Consider the following 16,772-nt stretch of genomic DNA (forward strand, 5'->3'; position numbering starts at 1 on the left):
GGCCCCATCCTGACTGCATGACCGATAACGCTCTCACTCTGGCCGAAACCCGGCTGCTGCTTCCTTCCGGCCTGGACACCGGCCATCTCGACCGCACCTTCGGCGCCCTGCTGGGCCCGGGCATCGACTTCGGCGACCTGTACTTCCAGCATTCGCGACGCGAGAGCTGGAGCGTGGAAGACGGCATCGTCAAGGACGGTGCGCATTCCATCGAACAAGGCGTGGGCGTGCGCGCGATTGCCGGCGAGAAGACCGGTTTCGCCTATTCCGACGACATCCAGCGCGACGCCTTGCTGGAGGCGGCGCAGTCCGCGCGCGCGATCTCGCGCGAGGGCGGTGCGCAATCCACCCGCTCGCTGGTGCGCGGCAACGGCCGTGCGCTGTACCCGGCCACCGACCCGATCGACGACATGGACAGCGCGACCAAGGTCGAGTTGCTGCGCCGTATCGACCAGTACGTGCGCGCCGCCGAGCCGCGCGTCAAGCAGGTGATGGTGAGCCTGTCCGGCGGGGTGGACACGGTGCTGATCGCGCGCAGCGACGGCGTGCTTGCCGCCGACGTACGCCCGCTGGTGCGCCTGAACGTGCAGGTGATCGTCGAGCAGGGCGGGCGGCGCGAGTCCGGTTACTCCGGCGGCGGCGGCCGTTACGGCTATGCCGAACTGTTCGCCGATGGCCGCCCGGAAGGCTTCGCCCGCGAAGCGCTGCGTCAGGCGCTGGTCAACCTGGATGCGATTCCGGCACCGGCCGGCGTGATGCCGGTGGTGCTCGGCCCGGGCTGGCCCGGCGTGCTGCTGCACGAGGCGGTGGGGCATGGCCTGGAAGGCGACTTCAATCGCAAGGGCACCAGCGTCTACGCCGGCCGCATCGGCGAGCGCGTGGCCTCGCCGGGCGTGACCATCGTCGATGACGGCACCCTGGATGGCCGCCGTGGCTCGCTCAATATCGACGACGAGGGCACGTCGACCCAGTGCACCACGCTGATCGAAGACGGCGTGCTGGTCGGCTACATGCAGGACACCCACAACGCGCGCCTGATGGGCGTGGCGCCCACCGGCAACGGCCGGCGCGAATCGTTCGCGCACCTGACCATGCCGCGCATGACCAATACCTACATGCGCGCAGGCCAGCACGATCCGCAGGAGATGATCCGCTCGGTCAAGAAGGGCATCTACGCGGTCAACTTCGGCGGCGGCCAGGTCGACATCACCAGCGGCAAGTACGTGTTCTCGGCCACCGAGGCCTACCTGATCGAAGACGGCAAGGTCACCGCGCCGGTCAAGGGCGCCACGCTGATCGGCAACGGCCCGGAGACCATGCAGAAGGTGCGCATGATCGGCAACGACCTGGCGCTGGACGAAGGCGTAGGCGTGTGCGGCAAGGACGGGCAGAGCGTGCCGGTCGGCGTCGGCCAGCCGTCGCTGCTGATCGACGGCATCACCGTTGGTGGAACGCAGGCCTGAGATGCGGGGAATTGGGAATCGGGATTCGGGAATCGCAACGGCAAGAGCGCGGAGCGGGGTTCCTGGCTTTTGCGATGCAGCGGTCCCGATGCGCTTGCGGCATCGGGATTTGAAGGTCGTCGCAGCGGGAGTTGGTTGCTGCGTGTCTGGCGCTTACGGCGCGTCGACCTCGATGCGTCGCAGCAGGAATTGGCAGTGGAAGTCGGGCCGGTCTGCGAGCACTGCCGGGCTGCTGCACCGCCGCTTCCGTGACTCCTTACTCGTCGTCTTCCGACGCCGATTCGCCGTCTTTCAATCCCGAATCCCCACGCTCCAATCCCTGCTCCTGCGACAGCTCGCGCAGCACCTGGAACAGCTCGCGGTAGGCGCGCGGGGGCTTGTTCTTGGCCCGCTCGTGGATCGCGTTGCGCACCAGTTGACGCAGCTGCTGGCGGTCGGCGGCCGGGTAGGTTTCCAGCAGTTCAGCCAGCGCCACGTCGGCTTCGGCGAGCAGGCGTTCGCGCCAGCGCTCGACCCGGTGGATCGCCGCCACTTCACGGCGCGCGGTGTCGCTGTTGGCATCCAGCGCATCGCGGATCGCGGCCAGCGTTTCGTCGTCCTCGCGGCGCATGTGCTTGGCCAGAAACGCCAGCTGGCGCTTGTGCGCGATATGCGAGGTGATGCGCTTGCTCTCTTCGATATGCGGGATCAGCGATTCGGGCACCGGCAACTTGGCCAGCTGCGCCGGAGTGAGCGCCACCAGCTTTTCGCCCAGGTCGAAGATTTCCAGCGCCTCGCGCCGCTGCTGGCTGCGGCTGGCGCCGCGGAATTCACCGGTGTCTTCGTCGCGTCCGCGCATCGCCATCCATCCGAAACAAGAAGTTATTCATCATTGAGACTAGGATAAAGCATTGAACGCACTCTCCTCCGAAACACGTGTCCAGGACGACAGCCTGCAGCGCCTGGATGCGCTCACTGACATCGCGCAGCGCCTGCTCGAGCGCGCCCGTGCCGCCGGCGCCACCCAGGCCGAAGTGAGCTGCAGCGAAGAGCGCGGCCTGGACGTCAACGTGCGCCTGGGCGATGTGGAAACGGTGGAATCCACCCGCGACCGCGGCATTGCGGTCACCGTGTACTTCGGCAAGCGCAAGGGCAGCGCCAGCACCGCCGACCTGCAGGATTCCAGCCTGGAATCGACCGTTGCCCAGGCCTGCGCGATCGCCCGTTACACCGAGGACGACGTCGCTGCCGGCCTGGCCGATCCGGAACTGATGGCGCGCGACTTCCCCGAGCTGGACAGCTGGCACCCATGGGCACTGGATGCCGATACCGCGGTGGATCTGGCGCTGGCCTGCGAAACCGCCGGCCGCGACGCCGACGCGCGGATCAGCAATTCCGATGGCGCCTCGGCCAGCACAGGGCTCAGTCTGTCGGTGTACGCCAATTCGCATGGCTTCATCGGTCGTGAGCGCGGCACCCACCACTCGATCAGCTGCGCGCTGATCGCCGGGCAGGGCGACGGCATGCAGCGCGATGGCTGGTACAGCAGCGCGTTGGCGCGCGAAGACCTGGAGGCGCCGGAAGCGATCGGCCGCCACGCCGCCGAACGCACCCTGGCGCGGCTGCAGCCACGCTCGCTGCCGACCGGCCAGCTGCCGGTGCTGTTCGCACCGGAGGTGGCGCGCTCGTTGGTCGGGCATCTGCTCGGCGCGGTCTCCGGCGGTGCGCTGTATCGCCGCGCCAGCTTCCTGCTCGACAGTGTCGGCAGCAAATTGTTCCCGGACTGGTTCAACATCGAAGAACTGCCGCATCTGCGCCGCGGGCTGCGCTCGGCTGCATTCGACGGCGAAGGCGTGGCGACGCGGCGTTCGGCATTGATCAGCGACGGCGTGCTGCAGCGTTACGTGCTGGGCAGCTACTCGGCGCGCAAGCTGGGCCTGCAGACCACCGCCAACGCCGGCGGCGTGCACAACCTGCAGGTCACCGCCAACGCCGGCGACCTGGCTTCGCTGGTGGCCGGCATGTCGCGCGGGCTGCTGGTCACCGAGCTGATGGGCAACGGCGTCAATCCGGTGACCGGCGATTATTCGCGCGGCGCCGGCGGCTTCTGGATCGAGAACGGCGTGATCGCCTATCCGGTCGACGGCCTGACCATCGCCGGCAATCTGCGCGAGATGTTCGCCGGGATCGAGGCGGTCGGCAACGATGTGGACCCGCGTTCGCACGTCAAGATCGGCTCGGTGCTGCTCAACCGCATGACGGTGGCAGGCGATAGCTGAGCGCGGCCGACCAGGCTGCTGCGCCCACTGCCAGACTGCAGAGCACCCGGCGCACGTCGTGCCGCTGTGCCTGACGGCAGCCGCCGTACATCGCCGAGACCATGTCTTCCCGCACTGGTGGCTGGCTGAATCGTTGCTATAGTCCGCCGCACCACAACCATGCATGGGGAGACATGATGAGCGAATTCGAGCCGCACGCCGTACCGCCGCCGCCGCCGATCGGCACCAGCGCGCCGTCGGAGGAGCGCACCCTGGCGCTGGCCGCGCACCTGCTCGGCATCCTGACGTCCTTCATCGGCGCACTGGTGATCTGGCTGATCAGCAAGGACGCCAGCCCGTCCAAGCCGTTCGCCACCGATCAGGCCAAGGAAGCGTTGAACTTCCAGATCACCGTGATCATTGCCTACGTGGCTGCGGTGATCCTGACCATCGTGTCGTTCGGCATCCTGTTCTTCGTGCCGACGCTGGTGTGGATCGCCAACCTGGTGCTGTGCATTCTGGCCGCGGTCAAGGCCAACAACGGCGAACACTACCGTTATCCGTTCACGCTGCGCCTGATCAAGTAATCCGGCGCGACGGCAATGACAAAGGCCCGGCAGCGATGCCGGGCCTTTGGCGTTTCAGGCGATGACGCGATCAGTTCTGCGCCGGGGTGTTCTCGGCGAAGTACTCGTGGCTGTCGGCGTTGGTGATCGCCTGGGCCGGGTTGCTGATCGCCAGGCTGCGCGCTCCGGACTGGCCATACACGCGGTCCTGGGTACCGGCCACCGCGGTGAAGTGGCTCATCTCGTGCACCAGCGTGCCGGCCTTGGAGTCGGTGCCCTGGGTCGGCGCGCTCCAGAAGGCGTTGCAGACGTAGATTTCGTACGGCGCATTGGCATAGACGTACGCGTAGGCGCTGTCGGTGCAATCGCAGTTGATGGTGATCTGGCCGTTGTTCTGGTCCAGTGCGTTGTCGATGTTGACGAAGTTCGAGCTGACCCTGCTGTAGCGCGAGGCGTTGTAGGCGCCGAACCAGGTGGTGTAGCGCGCACCGGTGCTGCCGGCATTGAGGTAGTTGCGCGCGTTCTGCGAGTAGGCGCGGGCCGCGGTGACCGCGCTGCCGGCCTGACTGGTGCGGGTGGTGCTGCAGTTCAGGTAATTGACGCCATTGACCACCGCGGTCGGCCCGATCGCCATCTGGCGCTGCACGCCGCGGTTGACGCCGTCCAGCCACACCGTCAACGGCGCGCTGCCGGCCACTGCGGTCTTGCCGTCGGCGGTCTTGAGCAGGCTGCCATCGGCCAGCGAGGCGTATTGCAGCGGCGAACTGACGCGGATGGTGTAGTTGCCGCTGGTGGACAGGTCGTAGGCGCCGGCCAGGTCGACCACGCCCTGCACGGTCTGGCCGGGCTTGAGGATGGTGAAGTCGGCCGCCTTGGGCAGGCCGCGCTTGACCAGGCGTCCGGTGTAGGTCACCGGCGCGCCATCGCGGCTCACTTCCAGGATGCCGTTGTCCAGCGTCTGCAGCGGTAGTTGATAGGTCGGCACGCGGGCGATCTAGCTGCCGTTGTTGGTGACGGTCACTGCGATCTTGCCCTGGTGTCGCCCGGCCTGATCGGCGACCGGCGCCAGTTCGATGGTCAACGGGACCGGGCCGCGCACGGACTGCGCCTGCGCCGAACCGAGCACGCCAACAACGGCCAACGTACCTGCCGCAAACGATGCGAGAAAAACGTTCTTCACCAGTGACTCTCCATGTGGTCGGGGGATGTCCGCGGGACGCGGGCAGGTCAACCTAGGCAGAGCGAGCAGACGCAACAAGAGAGCCGATTGCTGCTGTTTTTGGCCTGCTGGTGGCTACGCAATGACAAATATGGACATCGATGGCGACAATTCAGCCGGGAATTGCGGATCGGTTCACGCTTTTTGCCGGTCTGCGGAAATTTACACGTTAAAAATGTACGTAAAGAGAATTTACGTTTTGTGACACGGCGCGGTGCCTGCAGGGCGGCGCGCTGCAACCGCACCGTGCGCTGGCGCACGGTGTGCGCAAAGAGAGGTGCGACCGCCTGCTCGACGCGGGCTGCTGGAATCGAACGCGCTTGTGTAATCCGTCTGCGGTGGCGTTGAAGCCGGCTGTGCTGGCGTCCTCGTCCCGCGCATCGGCGGCGCCGGTGCCGGCGCTCCGTTGCCGGACATCAACACGCGGGGCGCGGCGCCGCGACACGGCCGCTCGAACGAACGCAGCGCGCCAGCTAATGCGCGCGGTCCACCGCAAACCGGCCCAGCGTCGCCAGCGTGTCGCCGAGCGTACCGTAGGGCTGCAGGATGGCGTGCATGCGGGTGGCCAGTTCGGCCAGCTTGGCCTTGGCGCCGTCCATTCCGAGCAGGGCCGGATAGGTGGACTTGGCCTGCGCGGCGTCCTTGCCGGCGGTCTTGCCCAGCTGCGCCGAGCTCGATTCCACATCCAGGATGTCGTCGCGGACCTGGAATGCCAGGCCCAGCGCATCGGCAAACGCATCCAGGCGTTGCTGGTCGTCGGCTGCGGCGGCGCCGGTGAGCGCGCCCATGCGTACCGCGGCGCGGATCAATGCGCCGGTCTTGAGGGCGTGCATGCGCTCGAGATCGCGCAGCGATTGCAGCTGGCCGGTGGCGTCGATATCCAGCGCCTGGCCGCCGCACATGCCGGCAGCGCCCGCGGCGGTGGCCAGACTCTGCAGCCAGCCGACCCGCAGTTCCGCGCTGACCGGGGCCGCGGCCAGCAACTCGAAGGCGCGTGTCTGCAGCGCGTCGCCGGCCAGGATCGCCGTGGCTTCGTCGAAGGCGATGTGCACGGTGGGCTGGCCGCGGCGCAAGGCATCGTCGTCCATTGCCGGCAAGTCGTCGTGCACCAGCGAATAGGCGTGGATCAGCTCGACCGCCACCGCGGGCGTGTCCAGGCGGTCCTCGTCGGCGCCGAACAGCGCGCCGGTCGCATACACCAGCAGCGGACGCATGCGCTTGCCGCCGCCCAGCACCGCGTGCCGCATCGCGGCGTGCAGTCGCTGCGGTGCCAGGGTGGGGCTTGGCAGACTGGCCTCCAGGCGGCGTTCGGTGCGGCCGATCCAGTGCTCGAACAACGCCGAACTCACCTCAGCCGCCGTCCTGCGACGGCGGCTGGAAGGCTTCGGCCAGATCGGGGCGCGCGGGGTCGGTCAGCATGCGCACGCGCAGTTCGGCCTGTTCCAGTGCCTGCTGGCAGTCGCGGTACAGGCCGATGCCGCGCTCGTAGGCGGTGAGCGATTGTTCCAGGCTCTGGTCGCCGGCTTCCATCTTCTGCACCAGTTGCTCGAGTTCTTCCAGCGACTGTTCGAAGCGGGCGACCGGGGAGGTTTCGTTCAAGGATTTTTTGACCATCGTCAAAGTGTGCGGCGCGCAGGCAGGCGGGTCAATTCGCATTGGCGTGGTCACGCCAGCGCAGGGATGCGCCATGCGTGCTTAGCCAGTCGCTCAATGCCGCCGAGACGATGCAGTCGCCGGCTGCCAGCACCTGGCCGTCGGCCCACAGCACCGGCAGGCGCGCGCGTTGCCAGGGCGGTAGATCCAGCGCCTGCAGCAGGTGCTTGAGCCGATGCGAATGCGCGCGCTGCGGCAGCACGATGCGCTCGCCCCCCTGGCGCGCGCGCACCAGCAGCGGTTGCGCGAAGCGCAGGCCGGGGGCGCCGTGCAACTGCAGCTGCGCGCCATCCGGCAGTGGCAGTGGGGTCGCGCCATCCCAGCGGGCCTGCCATGACGCCGGCCACGCGCTGTGCGGACACAGCAGGTACAGGCACTGGCGCCAGCGCCGCACCTGCACCTGTTGCCAGGCAAAGCAGGCCTGCCGATCCGGCGCGGCGTCGTCGATTTCCCGCTCCAGGGCGGCCACGCCGTGCGCGGGCAGCGGCGGCGCCTGCGCTGCCGCCACCCAGGCGCGCAGCAGCCGCGGCCGACGTGTTGGCGGCTGCGCACGCAAGGCCTGCAGATCCAGTGCGCCGGCGGCGGTCAGCAGGCCGGGCAGCAGCGCGGCGTCCTCCTGCAGCAGCAGGTCGCTGGCATCGGCGCTCAGCTGTGCGCTGCGTGCCAGTGCCTCGGCGGCCTGTGGCCAGCGCTGCTGCAATACCGGCATCAGCCGGGTACGCAGGAAGTTGCGGTCGTGGCGGGCATCGGCATTGCTGGGGTCTTCGATCCAGTGCAGGCGATGTGCCTGCGCATACGCCAGCACCTCGGCGCGCGCGTGCGCCAGCAGGGGGCGCCACAGCATGCCGGCGGCGAAGGGACGCTGCGCGCGCATCGCGGCCAAGCCGTCCGGGCCGGAAGCGCGCAGTGCGCGCAGCAGGAAGGTTTCGGCCTGATCGTCGCGATGGTGCGCCAGCGCCAGCCATTCGCCGGGCGCCAGTGCGGCGGCAAACGCGGCGTGGCGTGCATGGCGTGCCGCCGCTTCCAGCCCCAGGCCGCTGTCGCGCGCGACCTGCACGCGCACGATCTGCAAGGGGACGTGCAAGGCATCGCACTGGCGCTGGCAATGCGCGGCCCAGGCGTCGGCATCGGCATGCAGGCCGTGATGCACATGCACCGCACGCAGCCCCGTGTCGCGATAACGCGGCGTCGCTGCCAGCAGGTGCAGCAAGACGCTCGAATCCACGCCGCCGCTGTAGGCGACCAGCACCGGGCCGGGCGGCGCGGCCGGTGGCAGCAACCCGGTCATCGATGCAGGTGGCGTGCTGCGGCGCTGCATCCGCACGCGGGCGGCGGGGTATGACGCGCCGCCACCGTCCGCGCTGCGCGCAGCCTGACCATCAGCGCTTGGCCGCAGTCTCGAAGGTGGCCGACTGCGGCAACTCCACCGGCACGCCGGCGCTGTCGCAGGTACCGGCCTTGCACAGGCGCTCGCGCAGGCGTGGGGTGGCCTGGACGATGACGTGGTAGATCACGTTCTCTTCCAGCGTGCCGCGGAAGGCGGCGCTGCCCGGGCCGGTGGCCCAGATGCCGACGTCTTCGCCGCCATGGCTTTCGGACTTGGTCGGCACCAGCGATTCCTGCATGTAGCTGGGCGCCTCGGTATCGACATGGGTCAGGTCCGGGCGGCCGGCGGCCGGCTCGCTGTTGCTGGGCTCGTGCGGGTACTTCTTGGGGCCGGCCGGCTGCGCGTTGCTGGCGCCGGTGTAGCCGGGGCCGTTGGCGTAGCTCAGCGTGGTATAGGGCTGGCCGGCCAGGTCGGTGGCCAGTTGGCTGCGGTCGCCTTCCTCGCCGCCGGTGCCGCGCACCTTGCCCAGGATCGGGTTGCCGCGCACCGGGTAGCCGACGAAGTTGAGCGTATGCGAATGGTCGGCGGTGACGATGATCAACGTGTCCGGTGGCGCGGTCTGCACGGCGGTGCGTACCGCATCGGACAGCGACACGGTTTCGTCGAGCGCGCGATAGGCATTGCCGGCGTGGTTGGCATGATCGATACGGCCGCCTTCGACCATCAGCACGAAGCCGTTCGGGTCGCGCGACAGCGACTGGATCGCGGTGCGGGTCATCTCGGTCAGGCTGGGCTCGCCCTGCGCGGTGCGGTTGCGGTCGTGATCGAACTGCATGTGGTCCGGCTCGAACAGGCCCAGCAGTGCGGGCGCGCCGGCCGCGGCCTGCAATTGCTGCTCGTTCCACACATAGGCGCCCTGCGGGTGCGCCTGCTTCCACTCGGCGACCAGATCGCGGCCGTCCAGGCGCAGGCCGACCTTGTCGTCGTATTCCGGATCGCGTTCCTGCACAGTCTGAAACTGGCTGCGTCCGCCGCCCAGCACCACCTGCGGGCCACGCCCGAAGCGCGCGCTGGACAGCAACTGCTGGGCAATGTCCTGGCAGCCGGCCGTGCGCGCGGACTCGGGCAGGTCGGTGTCGTTTTCCCAGTTGCGGTCCGGCGAATGCGCATAGGTCGCCGCCGGGGTGGCGTGGGTGAGGCGGGTGGTGGTGACGATGCCGGTGGCCATGCCGGCGCTGTCGGCCAGCTGCAGCCAGCTCAACAAGCCCTTGCCCAGGCTATCGGCGCAATCGCTGCGGTTGCCGCTGCTGACGCCGATCGCGCCCATATGCGTTTTCACCCCGGTGCTGATCGCGGTCATGGTGCCGGCCGAATCCGGCGTCTGCGAATCGGTGTTGTAGGTCTTGCTGAAGGCGGTCGCCGGGAACTGCTCCCACGACAGCAGGTTCTCCTCGCCCGGCCCGCCCTTGCGCTGGCCATCCAGGATGCGCGCGGCCGCCACCGTGGTCAGGCTCATGCCGTCGCCCAGGAACAGGATCACGTTGCGCGCGCGCCCGGCCATCGCGCCGTTGCCGGCTGCGCGCGCGGCGCCCGAGCGGTACCACCATTGCGGCGTCTCGCCGGCGGGATGCGCCACCTGCGGCACCTCCACGCGCACGGCGGCGGGCGCGGATGCGCTGGTGCCGGCGCTGGACGCGCAGGCGGCGACACACACGGTGGTCAGGGCGGCGAGGGCAGGCAGGCGGTAACGCATCGGCATCGAACTCGTGACTGAATTAGCGCGCATTATGCCGGGATGCCTGGCGTCACACAGATGACACGCCGCTGTTCCAGTCGTGGCCTCGCGGGCGGCGCGGGCCTGGGCTATGGTGCATGCACTCTCCCCCGGATGATTCGACGCATGACACTGGTCTCGGCCTGGTTGCGCATTCCGTTCTGGCAACGCGTGGTGGCCGGCTTCGTGCTGGGCGCAATCGCCGGCGCTGCCATGGGCCCGGCCGCCGATGTGTGGTTCGGCCCGCTCGGCGATCTGTACGTCACCCTGATCAAGATGATCGCGATCCCGCTGGTGTTCTTCGCTGTGATCAATGCGATCTCCTCGCTGCATGGGCAAAAATCCGTCGCCGCGCTCGGTGGGCGTACCTTCCTGTGGTTCGTCATCACCGCCGCGCTGGCGGTGGGCGTGGGACTGGCGGTAGGCACTGTCATGCAGCCGGGCGCCGGCCATTTCAGCCTGAGCGTGGATTCGGCCTGGAAGCCGCGCGATGTGCCCAGCCCGATCAAGGTGCTGCTGGACGTGGTGCCCTCCAACCCGTTCTACGCACTGACCGGCATCGGCACCAGGACCAATGCGGCCGGCGAAACGGTGCTGGCGGCCGGGCGCGGATCGATCCTGCCGGTGATCTTCTTCGCCGCGCTGCTGGGCTTTGCGATGGTCAAGCTCGGCGAGCGCGTGGCCGAGGCACGCAAGCTCACCGCGCAGTTGAGCGACATTATGATCCAGGTCACCCGCTTCGTGCTGGAGATGACCCCGCTCGGCACCTTCGGGCTGATCGCCAGCCTGGTCGGCAGCTATGGCTTCGAGAAACTGCTGCCGTTCGGCAACTTCGTGCTGGCGCTGTATGTGGCCTGCGCGATCCATATCGTGGTGGTCTACAGCAGCCTGTTGTTGCTGCATGGATTGAATCCGTGGAAGTTCTTCCGCGGCGCGGCGCCGGGCATGCAGGTGGCCTTCGTCAGTTCATCGAGCTTTGCCGCGATGCCGGTGGCGATGCGCTCGATCACGCATAACCTGGGCGTCAGCAAGGACTACGCCGCGTTCGCGGTGCCGCTGGGCGCCAGCATCAAGATGGATGGCTGCGGCGCGATCTTCCCGGCCCTGTGCGCGGTGTTCATCGCGCAATACACCGGCGTGCCGCTGACCGCCAACCAGTACTTCGTGGTGTTGATCGCCTCGGTGCTGGGCAGCTTCGGCACCGCCGGCGTGCCCGGCACCGCGGTGATCATGGCCACGGTGGTGCTGAGTGCGGCCAACCTGCCGCTGGAAGTGATCGGCTACCTGTACGCCATCGACCGCATCCTCGACATGATGCGCACCATGACCAACGTCACCGGGCAGATGCTGGTGCCGGTGCTGGTGGCCAAGCAGACCGGCCTGCTCGACAAGGCGGTCTATGAGTCGGCCTCGACGAACGTAGGGTTGGAAGATCCGCTGACCGACCGCGCGCCGACGCAGCGCTGACCGCCGCCGATGCGCGCTGGATTTCCCACGCTGCGCGATCGCCTGCAGCAGTTGCCCGAGTTGCACTGCGTCGACGGCGTGTTGGTGCAGCGGTCGTTGGCCGACGACCCGTTCGAGCAGCAGTATCTGCAGGTGCGGCGCAAGGAAGGCCGGCTCTACACCGATGCCCAGGTGCGCAGCCTGCCGCGTCCCGGCGGCAGGCTCGGTGCCAGCCTGGAATGGCAGGTGCGTGCGCTGTCCAGTGCCTTGCTGGTCCAGCACCTGCGCGCGCAGGCGGGCGAGGGCGCGATTGCCGAGCTGGGCTGCGGCAACGGCTGGCTGGCGCAGTTGCTGGCGCAGTCGCTACAGCGCGACGTCTGCGGCATCGACGTCAACCGCACCGAGCTGACCCAGGCCGCGCGCGTGTTCGGCCACGACCAGCGCCTGAGCTTCATCGCCGCCGACATCCAGACCCTGGCGCTGCCGCGTGATCTGTTCGATGTCATCGTGATCCCGGCCTGCATCCAGTATTTCGCCGCCCCCGCCTCCTTGGTCATCCGCCTGCTCGCCCAACTGCGCGACGGCGGCGAGTTGCACATCCTCGACAGCCCGCTGTATGCGGATGCGCAAGCCGCCAACGCAAGCGCCGCGCGCAGCCTGCGCTACTTCACCGAGCTGGGCGTTCCGGCGCTGGCCGCGCACTACCACCAGCACACCTACGCCAGCTTCGACCGCTTTGCGGTGCAGCGACTGTTCGACCCGCGCCGCCCGGGGGCGCGCCTGCGACGAATGCTCGGGATGAAACAACCCCACTTTCCCTGGCTGTGTCTGCGCAGGCAGGACAACCTGGATGCGCTGCGTTCCTGAGTGAAGCATCGGCACTGCCGGACGCGGCGTCAGGCGTTTGCCTCGGGCGCGCTGACGTCCTACCTGCATGGCACACTGCCAGCTCATCCATTGACGGGGGCGGGCGGTGATTGGCCAACAGCGTGATCTGACATTTCGTTTTCTGGCCGAGCCCAGCGACGCCAACTTCGGCGGCAAGGTGCATGGCGGCGTGGTGATGAAGTGGATCGACCAGGTCGGCTTTGCCGCGGCCAGCGGCTGGAGCGGGCATTACTGCGTCACCGTGGCGGTGGGCGGCATCCGCTTCGTGGCGCCGGTGCGGATCGGCGATCTGGTCGCGGTATCGGCCAAGCTGGTCTACACCGGCCGCACCAGCATGCACTTCGCCATCGATGTGCGGGCGCGCAGCCCGATGGGCGGCGACTCGCGGCTATGCACCCATTGCATCATCGTGTTCGTGGCGATGGACCCGGATGGTGTCACGCCGGTGGAAGTGCCTTCCTGGCAGCCAGGCACGCCCGAGGATCAGCGCCTGGCCGAATACGCGCTCAAGGTGATGGAGCTGAGCAAGGGCATCGAGGGCACCATGGCGCATTACCAGGCCGATGCCGCGCGCTGATCGCAGTGGCAAGGTGCGCGGTGCTGCGCACGTGATCCAGATGCGTGTGCGCCGACGGTAGGGAGCTTCCGCGCAAAGACCGTCCACCACGCAAAAGGCCGCGGAATCCGCGGCCTTGCTGTCGTGCAGTGGATCAGGTGCTCGGGATCACAGCACCCGACGTGCCTGGATGAACTTCTCGCTCCAGTAACCGCTGGCCAGCGAATCCACCCGCACGTCCTTGCCGCGGCTGGGCGCGTGCAGGAACTTGCCATCGCCGACCACCAGGCCCACGTGGTCGATGCGACCGCGCCTGCCGAAGAACACCAGGTCGCCTGCCTTGAGCGCGTTGGGGTCCTTGATCAGTTCTGCAGACTCGTCACGCGCGATGTCGCGCGACACGCGCGGCAGGTCGATGCCCAGGGCGGTCTTGAACACGTAGCCGACCAGGCCGCTGCAGTCGAAACCTTCGGTGGACTCGCCGCCCCAGACGTACGGGGTGCCGAGCAGGGCCATGGCACGTTGCAGGATCACCTGCACACGGCTGTCGGCCACGGCGTTCTGGGCAGCATTGGCTGCGCTCTGGGAGACGTCGTAATTGGCCAGCAGGCGGCTGAGGTCACCGGCGAACATCGCCGAGCGGTCCATCAGCGGAATGGCGTCGTTGGCGGCCAGGTGCGGAAGCAGGGCGGCCAGTGTTGCGGTGGCAGCGGCGTCGGCGCGGCTGCGGGTTGCGGCTTTCTCGGCGGCGACGGCGTTGTCCGCCGTGGTCGTCTGCGGAGCGGAGGGGGTGCCGTTGGCGGTCTGGGCCAGGGCGGGCAGGGCTGCGAGCCAAAGGGCAGTGGCGCATAGCAGGCGGAGCGGTTTCCGGGGCGGAAGCGGTGCGGCGCCAGTGTTGATCTGTTCGTCGTTCGTCACGCGGGAATCACAATTCTGCTGTCGATGCGGGATGATGCCTTGGTGAAAGAATCGTTACGTTCAAAAAAAGTTAAATTTCCGTTTTGTTACTTGCGATGTGCGTCACAATTCAGTGCAAAACCCGCTTTGAACCTGAATAATGGTCACGCCAGTAGGCGCCATCCAGGAAATCCAGGCGGACTGTACCGCCGGTGGTGGGTGCATGTACGAAGCGGCCTTCACCGACATAAATGCCGACGTGGGTCACGCTACCGCCGGAACCGAAAAACACCAGGTCGCCGGTGGCGAGTCGCTCGGGTGGGATACGTGGACCCTGGATGGCGGCCAGATCGCGCGAGGTGCGCGGCAGCGCCAATGCCATCACGTCCTTGTAGACGTAGGTGACCAGCCCGCTGCAGTCGAAGCCGGTCTCCGGCGTGTTGCCGCCAAATCGATAGGGCGTGCCAACCAGTCCCAATGCGCGCATCAGGATGTTGTTGGCAGCGGCCGGGTCGGCCGGCGGTACTTGTGGCCACACGCGCGCTGCCGGCGGCTGCGCGGCTGGGCGCCGGACCGGTGGTTGCGACGAGCAGCCTCCCAACAGCAGCAGGCCCAGCAGCAGGCTTGCCGCGGCGCGCCGGGAGCGGGCGGCGAAAACTGGCGTGATATGCACGGAGCCGGGATAATGGGCGGTTAGAAAGGTCGCCATGATGGCGGCGCACCCGGCGGCCGACAAGCCGTCCTCCACCGTCTGCCACCGGGCAGCCTATCCAGAGCCAGGCATGAAGATCGAAAAAGACAGCGTCGTCCGCTTCCACTACACCGTTTCGGAGATTGGCCAGGAGCCGATCGAAAGCTCCAAGGAGCGTGACCCGTTGGCGATCATGATCGGCCACGGCAACATCATCCCGGGCCTGGAAGCGGCCATGATGGACAAGGAAGCCGGCGAGAGCTTCGGCGTGGACGTCAAGGCCACCGACGCCTACGGCGAATACCGCGAAGGCCTGAGCCAGCGCGTGCCCAAGAAGCATTTCGGCGCCACCAAGCTGGTGCCTGGCACCCAGGTCGTGTTGCAGACCAACTTCGGTCCGCGCGCAGTGACGGTGCAGAAGGTCGGCATGAGCGTGGTCGATGTTGACCTCAATCACCCGATGGCCGGCAAGGACCTGCACTTCGACGTGGAGATCATCGAAGTGCGTGAAGCCACCGCAGAAGAGCGCGACCATGGCCACGTGCACGGCGACGGTGGTCATCACCACTGAGGACGGGCGGGCCACGCGGTTGCGCGGTGATCGGGTGGGCAGGGCGCGTGTACCCACACGCACCTGTCGTATGCCGCTGTTCGGGCGCTGCGACGTCGCACGCGGCCCGGATGCATGTCGACCCGCCGCGATGGCTTGCCGCCCGTTTTGCGTGATTGCTGTTCCTGACGGCCCGCCTCCTCGGCGGGCCGTCTGCATTCTGCGGCGCGCGCCGCCGCACCTGGTTGCCTGAGCCGTGATGACATCCCGCGACACGCTGTTCCCCATCGCCGCGAGCGAGCGCATCGCGGTGCTGGACGTCCTGCGCGGCTTCGCGCTGCTGGGCATCCTGCTGATGAACATGGAAGCCTTCGTCGGCCCGCTCGATCTGGCCATGACCGGCGTGGAGCCGCACTGGCACGGTGCCGACCGGCTTGCCGACGCGCTGGTTTACGTGTTCGTGCAAGGCAAGTTCTACACGCTGTTTTCGCTGTTGTTCGGAATGGGCTTTGCGGTGATGGCGCAACGCGCCGCGCAGGCCGGGCGCGGGTTGTTGGGCACCTATTTGCGGCGTACCGTCGGGTTGCTGGTGATCGGGCTGCTGCATGCGCTGCTGCTGTGGTCCGGCGATGTGCTGGTGACCTACGCCTTGCTGGCCTTGTTGCTGCTGGCCACGCGCTCGGTGCCGACGGTGACGCTGCCGTGGTTTGCCGTGTTGGTCTACTGTGGCGCGCCCGGGTTGATGTTGCTGTACGGCGTCGCAGGTACCTTGACGCAGCTCGATCCGGCCGCTGCCGTGGAATGGAAGGCCGCGATGGCCGATGCGGCGCAACAGGCGGCAGCGAACGTGCAGGCGCAGCGCACCGCCTTCGGGAGCGGTAGCTATGCGCAGGCCACGCTGCAGCGCTGGCACGACCTGCAGCACGCGATGACCGGGCTGAGCATCAATGGCCCGGCGATGCTCGGCATGTTCCTGCTGGGCAGCTGGTTTGTGCGCAGTGGCGCGATCGCCGCGCCCGAGCGCTTCCCGCGCCTGTTCCGGGCCCTGCGCTACGGAGTGCTGCCGCTCGGGCTGGGCGTGATGGGCGTGAGTTACGCGCTGGAGCCGTGGATCGATCCGGCGCGGCTGGATCTGCGCCTGTCGGGTGCATTCGCGTTGTCGCTGATTGCCGGCCCGCTGATGAGCCTGGGCTATGCGGCGTGGGTGGTGCGCCTGGCGCCGCGCCTGGCCTGGCTTGCGCCCGCCGGACGCATGGCGCTGAGCAACTACCTGCTGCAGTCGCTGGTGTGCACGTGGATCTTCTACGGTTACGGGCTGGGCTATTTCGAGCAGCTGCCGCGCGTATGGCAGCTGCCGTTCGCGCTGGCGCTGTTTGCGTTGCAGGTGGTGCTGAGCCACCAGTGGTTGCGCTGGTTCCGCTTCGGGCCGATGGAATGGCTATGGCGCAGCGTGACCTATCTGCGTGTGCCGCCGATGCGCCGCAGCGACGCGCGCGTGGGGTAGT

At 67.9% G+C, this 16,772-nt stretch carries 15 protein-coding genes and 1 pseudogene; 8 read left to right on the top strand and 8 right to left on the bottom strand.

The window, feature by feature from the left end; genetic code table 11:
- The first annotated feature begins 17 nt into the window (after positions 1 to 17).
- Positions 18 to 1,463 carry a metalloprotease TldD gene (tldD, locus tag XarbCFBP7408_RS06755; protein WP_104562302.1) on the top strand — a complete coding sequence of 482 codons (1,446 nt, stop codon included), beginning with the start codon at positions 18 to 20 and terminating at the stop codon, positions 1,461 to 1,463.
- A 256-nt stretch (positions 1,464 to 1,719) separates the two neighbouring features.
- Here tldD and yjgA read toward each other — a convergent pair whose 3' ends face one another.
- Positions 1,720 to 2,301, bottom strand: a complete 582-nt coding sequence (yjgA, locus tag XarbCFBP7408_RS06760; protein ID WP_104562372.1) for a ribosome biogenesis factor YjgA — start codon at positions 2,299 to 2,301, stop codon at positions 1,720 to 1,722.
- 52 nt (positions 2,302 to 2,353) lie between these two features.
- On the opposite strand from yjgA, the gene pmbA reads away from it, so the two are divergent.
- Positions 2,354 to 3,721 carry a metalloprotease PmbA gene (gene pmbA / locus XarbCFBP7408_RS06765; protein WP_104562303.1) on the top strand — a complete coding sequence of 456 codons (1,368 nt, stop codon included), beginning with the start codon at positions 2,354 to 2,356 and terminating at the stop codon, positions 3,719 to 3,721.
- A gap of 101 nt (positions 3,722 to 3,822) precedes the next feature.
- Positions 3,823 to 4,287: a DUF4870 domain-containing protein gene (locus XarbCFBP7408_RS06770; protein WP_181106612.1), complete on the top strand. Its 465-nt coding sequence runs from the start codon at positions 3,823 to 3,825 to the stop codon at positions 4,285 to 4,287.
- A 70-nt stretch (positions 4,288 to 4,357) separates the two neighbouring features.
- Here the strand turns inward: XarbCFBP7408_RS06770 and XarbCFBP7408_RS06775 are convergent.
- The 5 genes and pseudogenes from XarbCFBP7408_RS06775 to XarbCFBP7408_RS06795 all read right to left on the bottom strand — a co-directional run bounded on the left by XarbCFBP7408_RS06775 (position 4,358) and on the right by XarbCFBP7408_RS06795 (position 10,224).
- A pseudogene (locus XarbCFBP7408_RS06775) lies at positions 4,358 to 5,446 on the bottom strand (M35 family metallo-endopeptidase).
- Between the two features lie 512 nt (positions 5,447 to 5,958).
- Positions 5,959 to 6,834 (bottom strand): polyprenyl synthetase family protein, encoded by an 876-nt coding sequence (locus XarbCFBP7408_RS06780; RefSeq protein WP_104562304.1) that lies wholly within the window; start codon positions 6,832 to 6,834, stop codon positions 5,959 to 5,961.
- A gap of 1 nt (position 6,835) precedes the next feature.
- Positions 6,836 to 7,099 (bottom strand): exodeoxyribonuclease VII small subunit, encoded by a 264-nt coding sequence (locus tag XarbCFBP7408_RS06785; protein WP_104562305.1) that lies wholly within the window; start codon positions 7,097 to 7,099, stop codon positions 6,836 to 6,838.
- A 31-nt stretch (positions 7,100 to 7,130) separates the two neighbouring features.
- Positions 7,131 to 8,426, bottom strand: a complete 1,296-nt coding sequence (gene tilS / locus XarbCFBP7408_RS06790) for a tRNA lysidine(34) synthetase TilS (protein WP_104562306.1) — start codon at positions 8,424 to 8,426, stop codon at positions 7,131 to 7,133.
- Positions 8,427 to 8,517: 91 nt separating this feature from the next.
- Entirely contained in the window at positions 8,518 to 10,224 is a 1,707-nt protein-coding gene (locus XarbCFBP7408_RS06795; protein ID WP_104562307.1) for an alkaline phosphatase, read from the bottom strand.
- 141 nt (positions 10,225 to 10,365) lie between these two features.
- Between XarbCFBP7408_RS06795 and XarbCFBP7408_RS06800 the strand changes: the two genes are divergently transcribed.
- The 3 genes from XarbCFBP7408_RS06800 to XarbCFBP7408_RS06810 all read left to right on the top strand — a co-directional run bounded on the left by XarbCFBP7408_RS06800 (position 10,366) and on the right by XarbCFBP7408_RS06810 (position 13,150).
- The gene (locus XarbCFBP7408_RS06800; protein WP_104562308.1) at positions 10,366 to 11,706 is read left to right on the top strand and encodes a dicarboxylate/amino acid:cation symporter; all 1,341 of its coding nucleotides are present in this window, start codon (positions 10,366 to 10,368) and stop codon (positions 11,704 to 11,706) included.
- Between the two features lie 9 nt (positions 11,707 to 11,715).
- Positions 11,716 to 12,552, top strand: a complete 837-nt coding sequence (locus tag XarbCFBP7408_RS06805; protein ID WP_181106614.1) for a class I SAM-dependent methyltransferase — start codon at positions 11,716 to 11,718, stop codon at positions 12,550 to 12,552.
- 106 nt (positions 12,553 to 12,658) lie between these two features.
- Complete coding sequence (locus XarbCFBP7408_RS06810; RefSeq protein ID WP_104562309.1) at positions 12,659 to 13,150, top strand: acyl-CoA thioesterase; 492 nt, start codon at positions 12,659 to 12,661, stop codon at positions 13,148 to 13,150.
- A gap of 147 nt (positions 13,151 to 13,297) precedes the next feature.
- Here XarbCFBP7408_RS06810 and XarbCFBP7408_RS06815 read toward each other — a convergent pair whose 3' ends face one another.
- Complete coding sequence (locus XarbCFBP7408_RS06815) at positions 13,298 to 14,047, bottom strand: C40 family peptidase (protein ID WP_104562310.1); 750 nt, start codon at positions 14,045 to 14,047, stop codon at positions 13,298 to 13,300.
- Between the two features lie 109 nt (positions 14,048 to 14,156).
- On the bottom strand, positions 14,157 to 14,699 hold the full coding sequence (locus tag XarbCFBP7408_RS06820) for a C40 family peptidase (protein WP_181106618.1): 543 nt from the start codon (positions 14,697 to 14,699) through the stop codon (positions 14,157 to 14,159).
- Positions 14,700 to 14,808: 109 nt separating this feature from the next.
- Between XarbCFBP7408_RS06820 and XarbCFBP7408_RS06825 the strand changes: the two genes are divergently transcribed.
- On the top strand, positions 14,809 to 15,288 hold the full coding sequence (locus tag XarbCFBP7408_RS06825; RefSeq protein WP_010377590.1) for an FKBP-type peptidyl-prolyl cis-trans isomerase: 480 nt from the start codon (positions 14,809 to 14,811) through the stop codon (positions 15,286 to 15,288).
- A 238-nt stretch (positions 15,289 to 15,526) separates the two neighbouring features.
- The gene (locus XarbCFBP7408_RS06830) at positions 15,527 to 16,771 is read left to right on the top strand and encodes a DUF418 domain-containing protein (RefSeq protein ID WP_104562311.1); all 1,245 of its coding nucleotides are present in this window, start codon (positions 15,527 to 15,529) and stop codon (positions 16,769 to 16,771) included.
- The last annotated feature ends 1 nt before the right edge of the window (position 16,772 follow it).

The organism is Xanthomonas arboricola pv. guizotiae (assembly GCF_002940205.1).
GTDB lineage: Bacteria > Pseudomonadota > Gammaproteobacteria > Xanthomonadales > Xanthomonadaceae > Xanthomonas > Xanthomonas arboricola_C.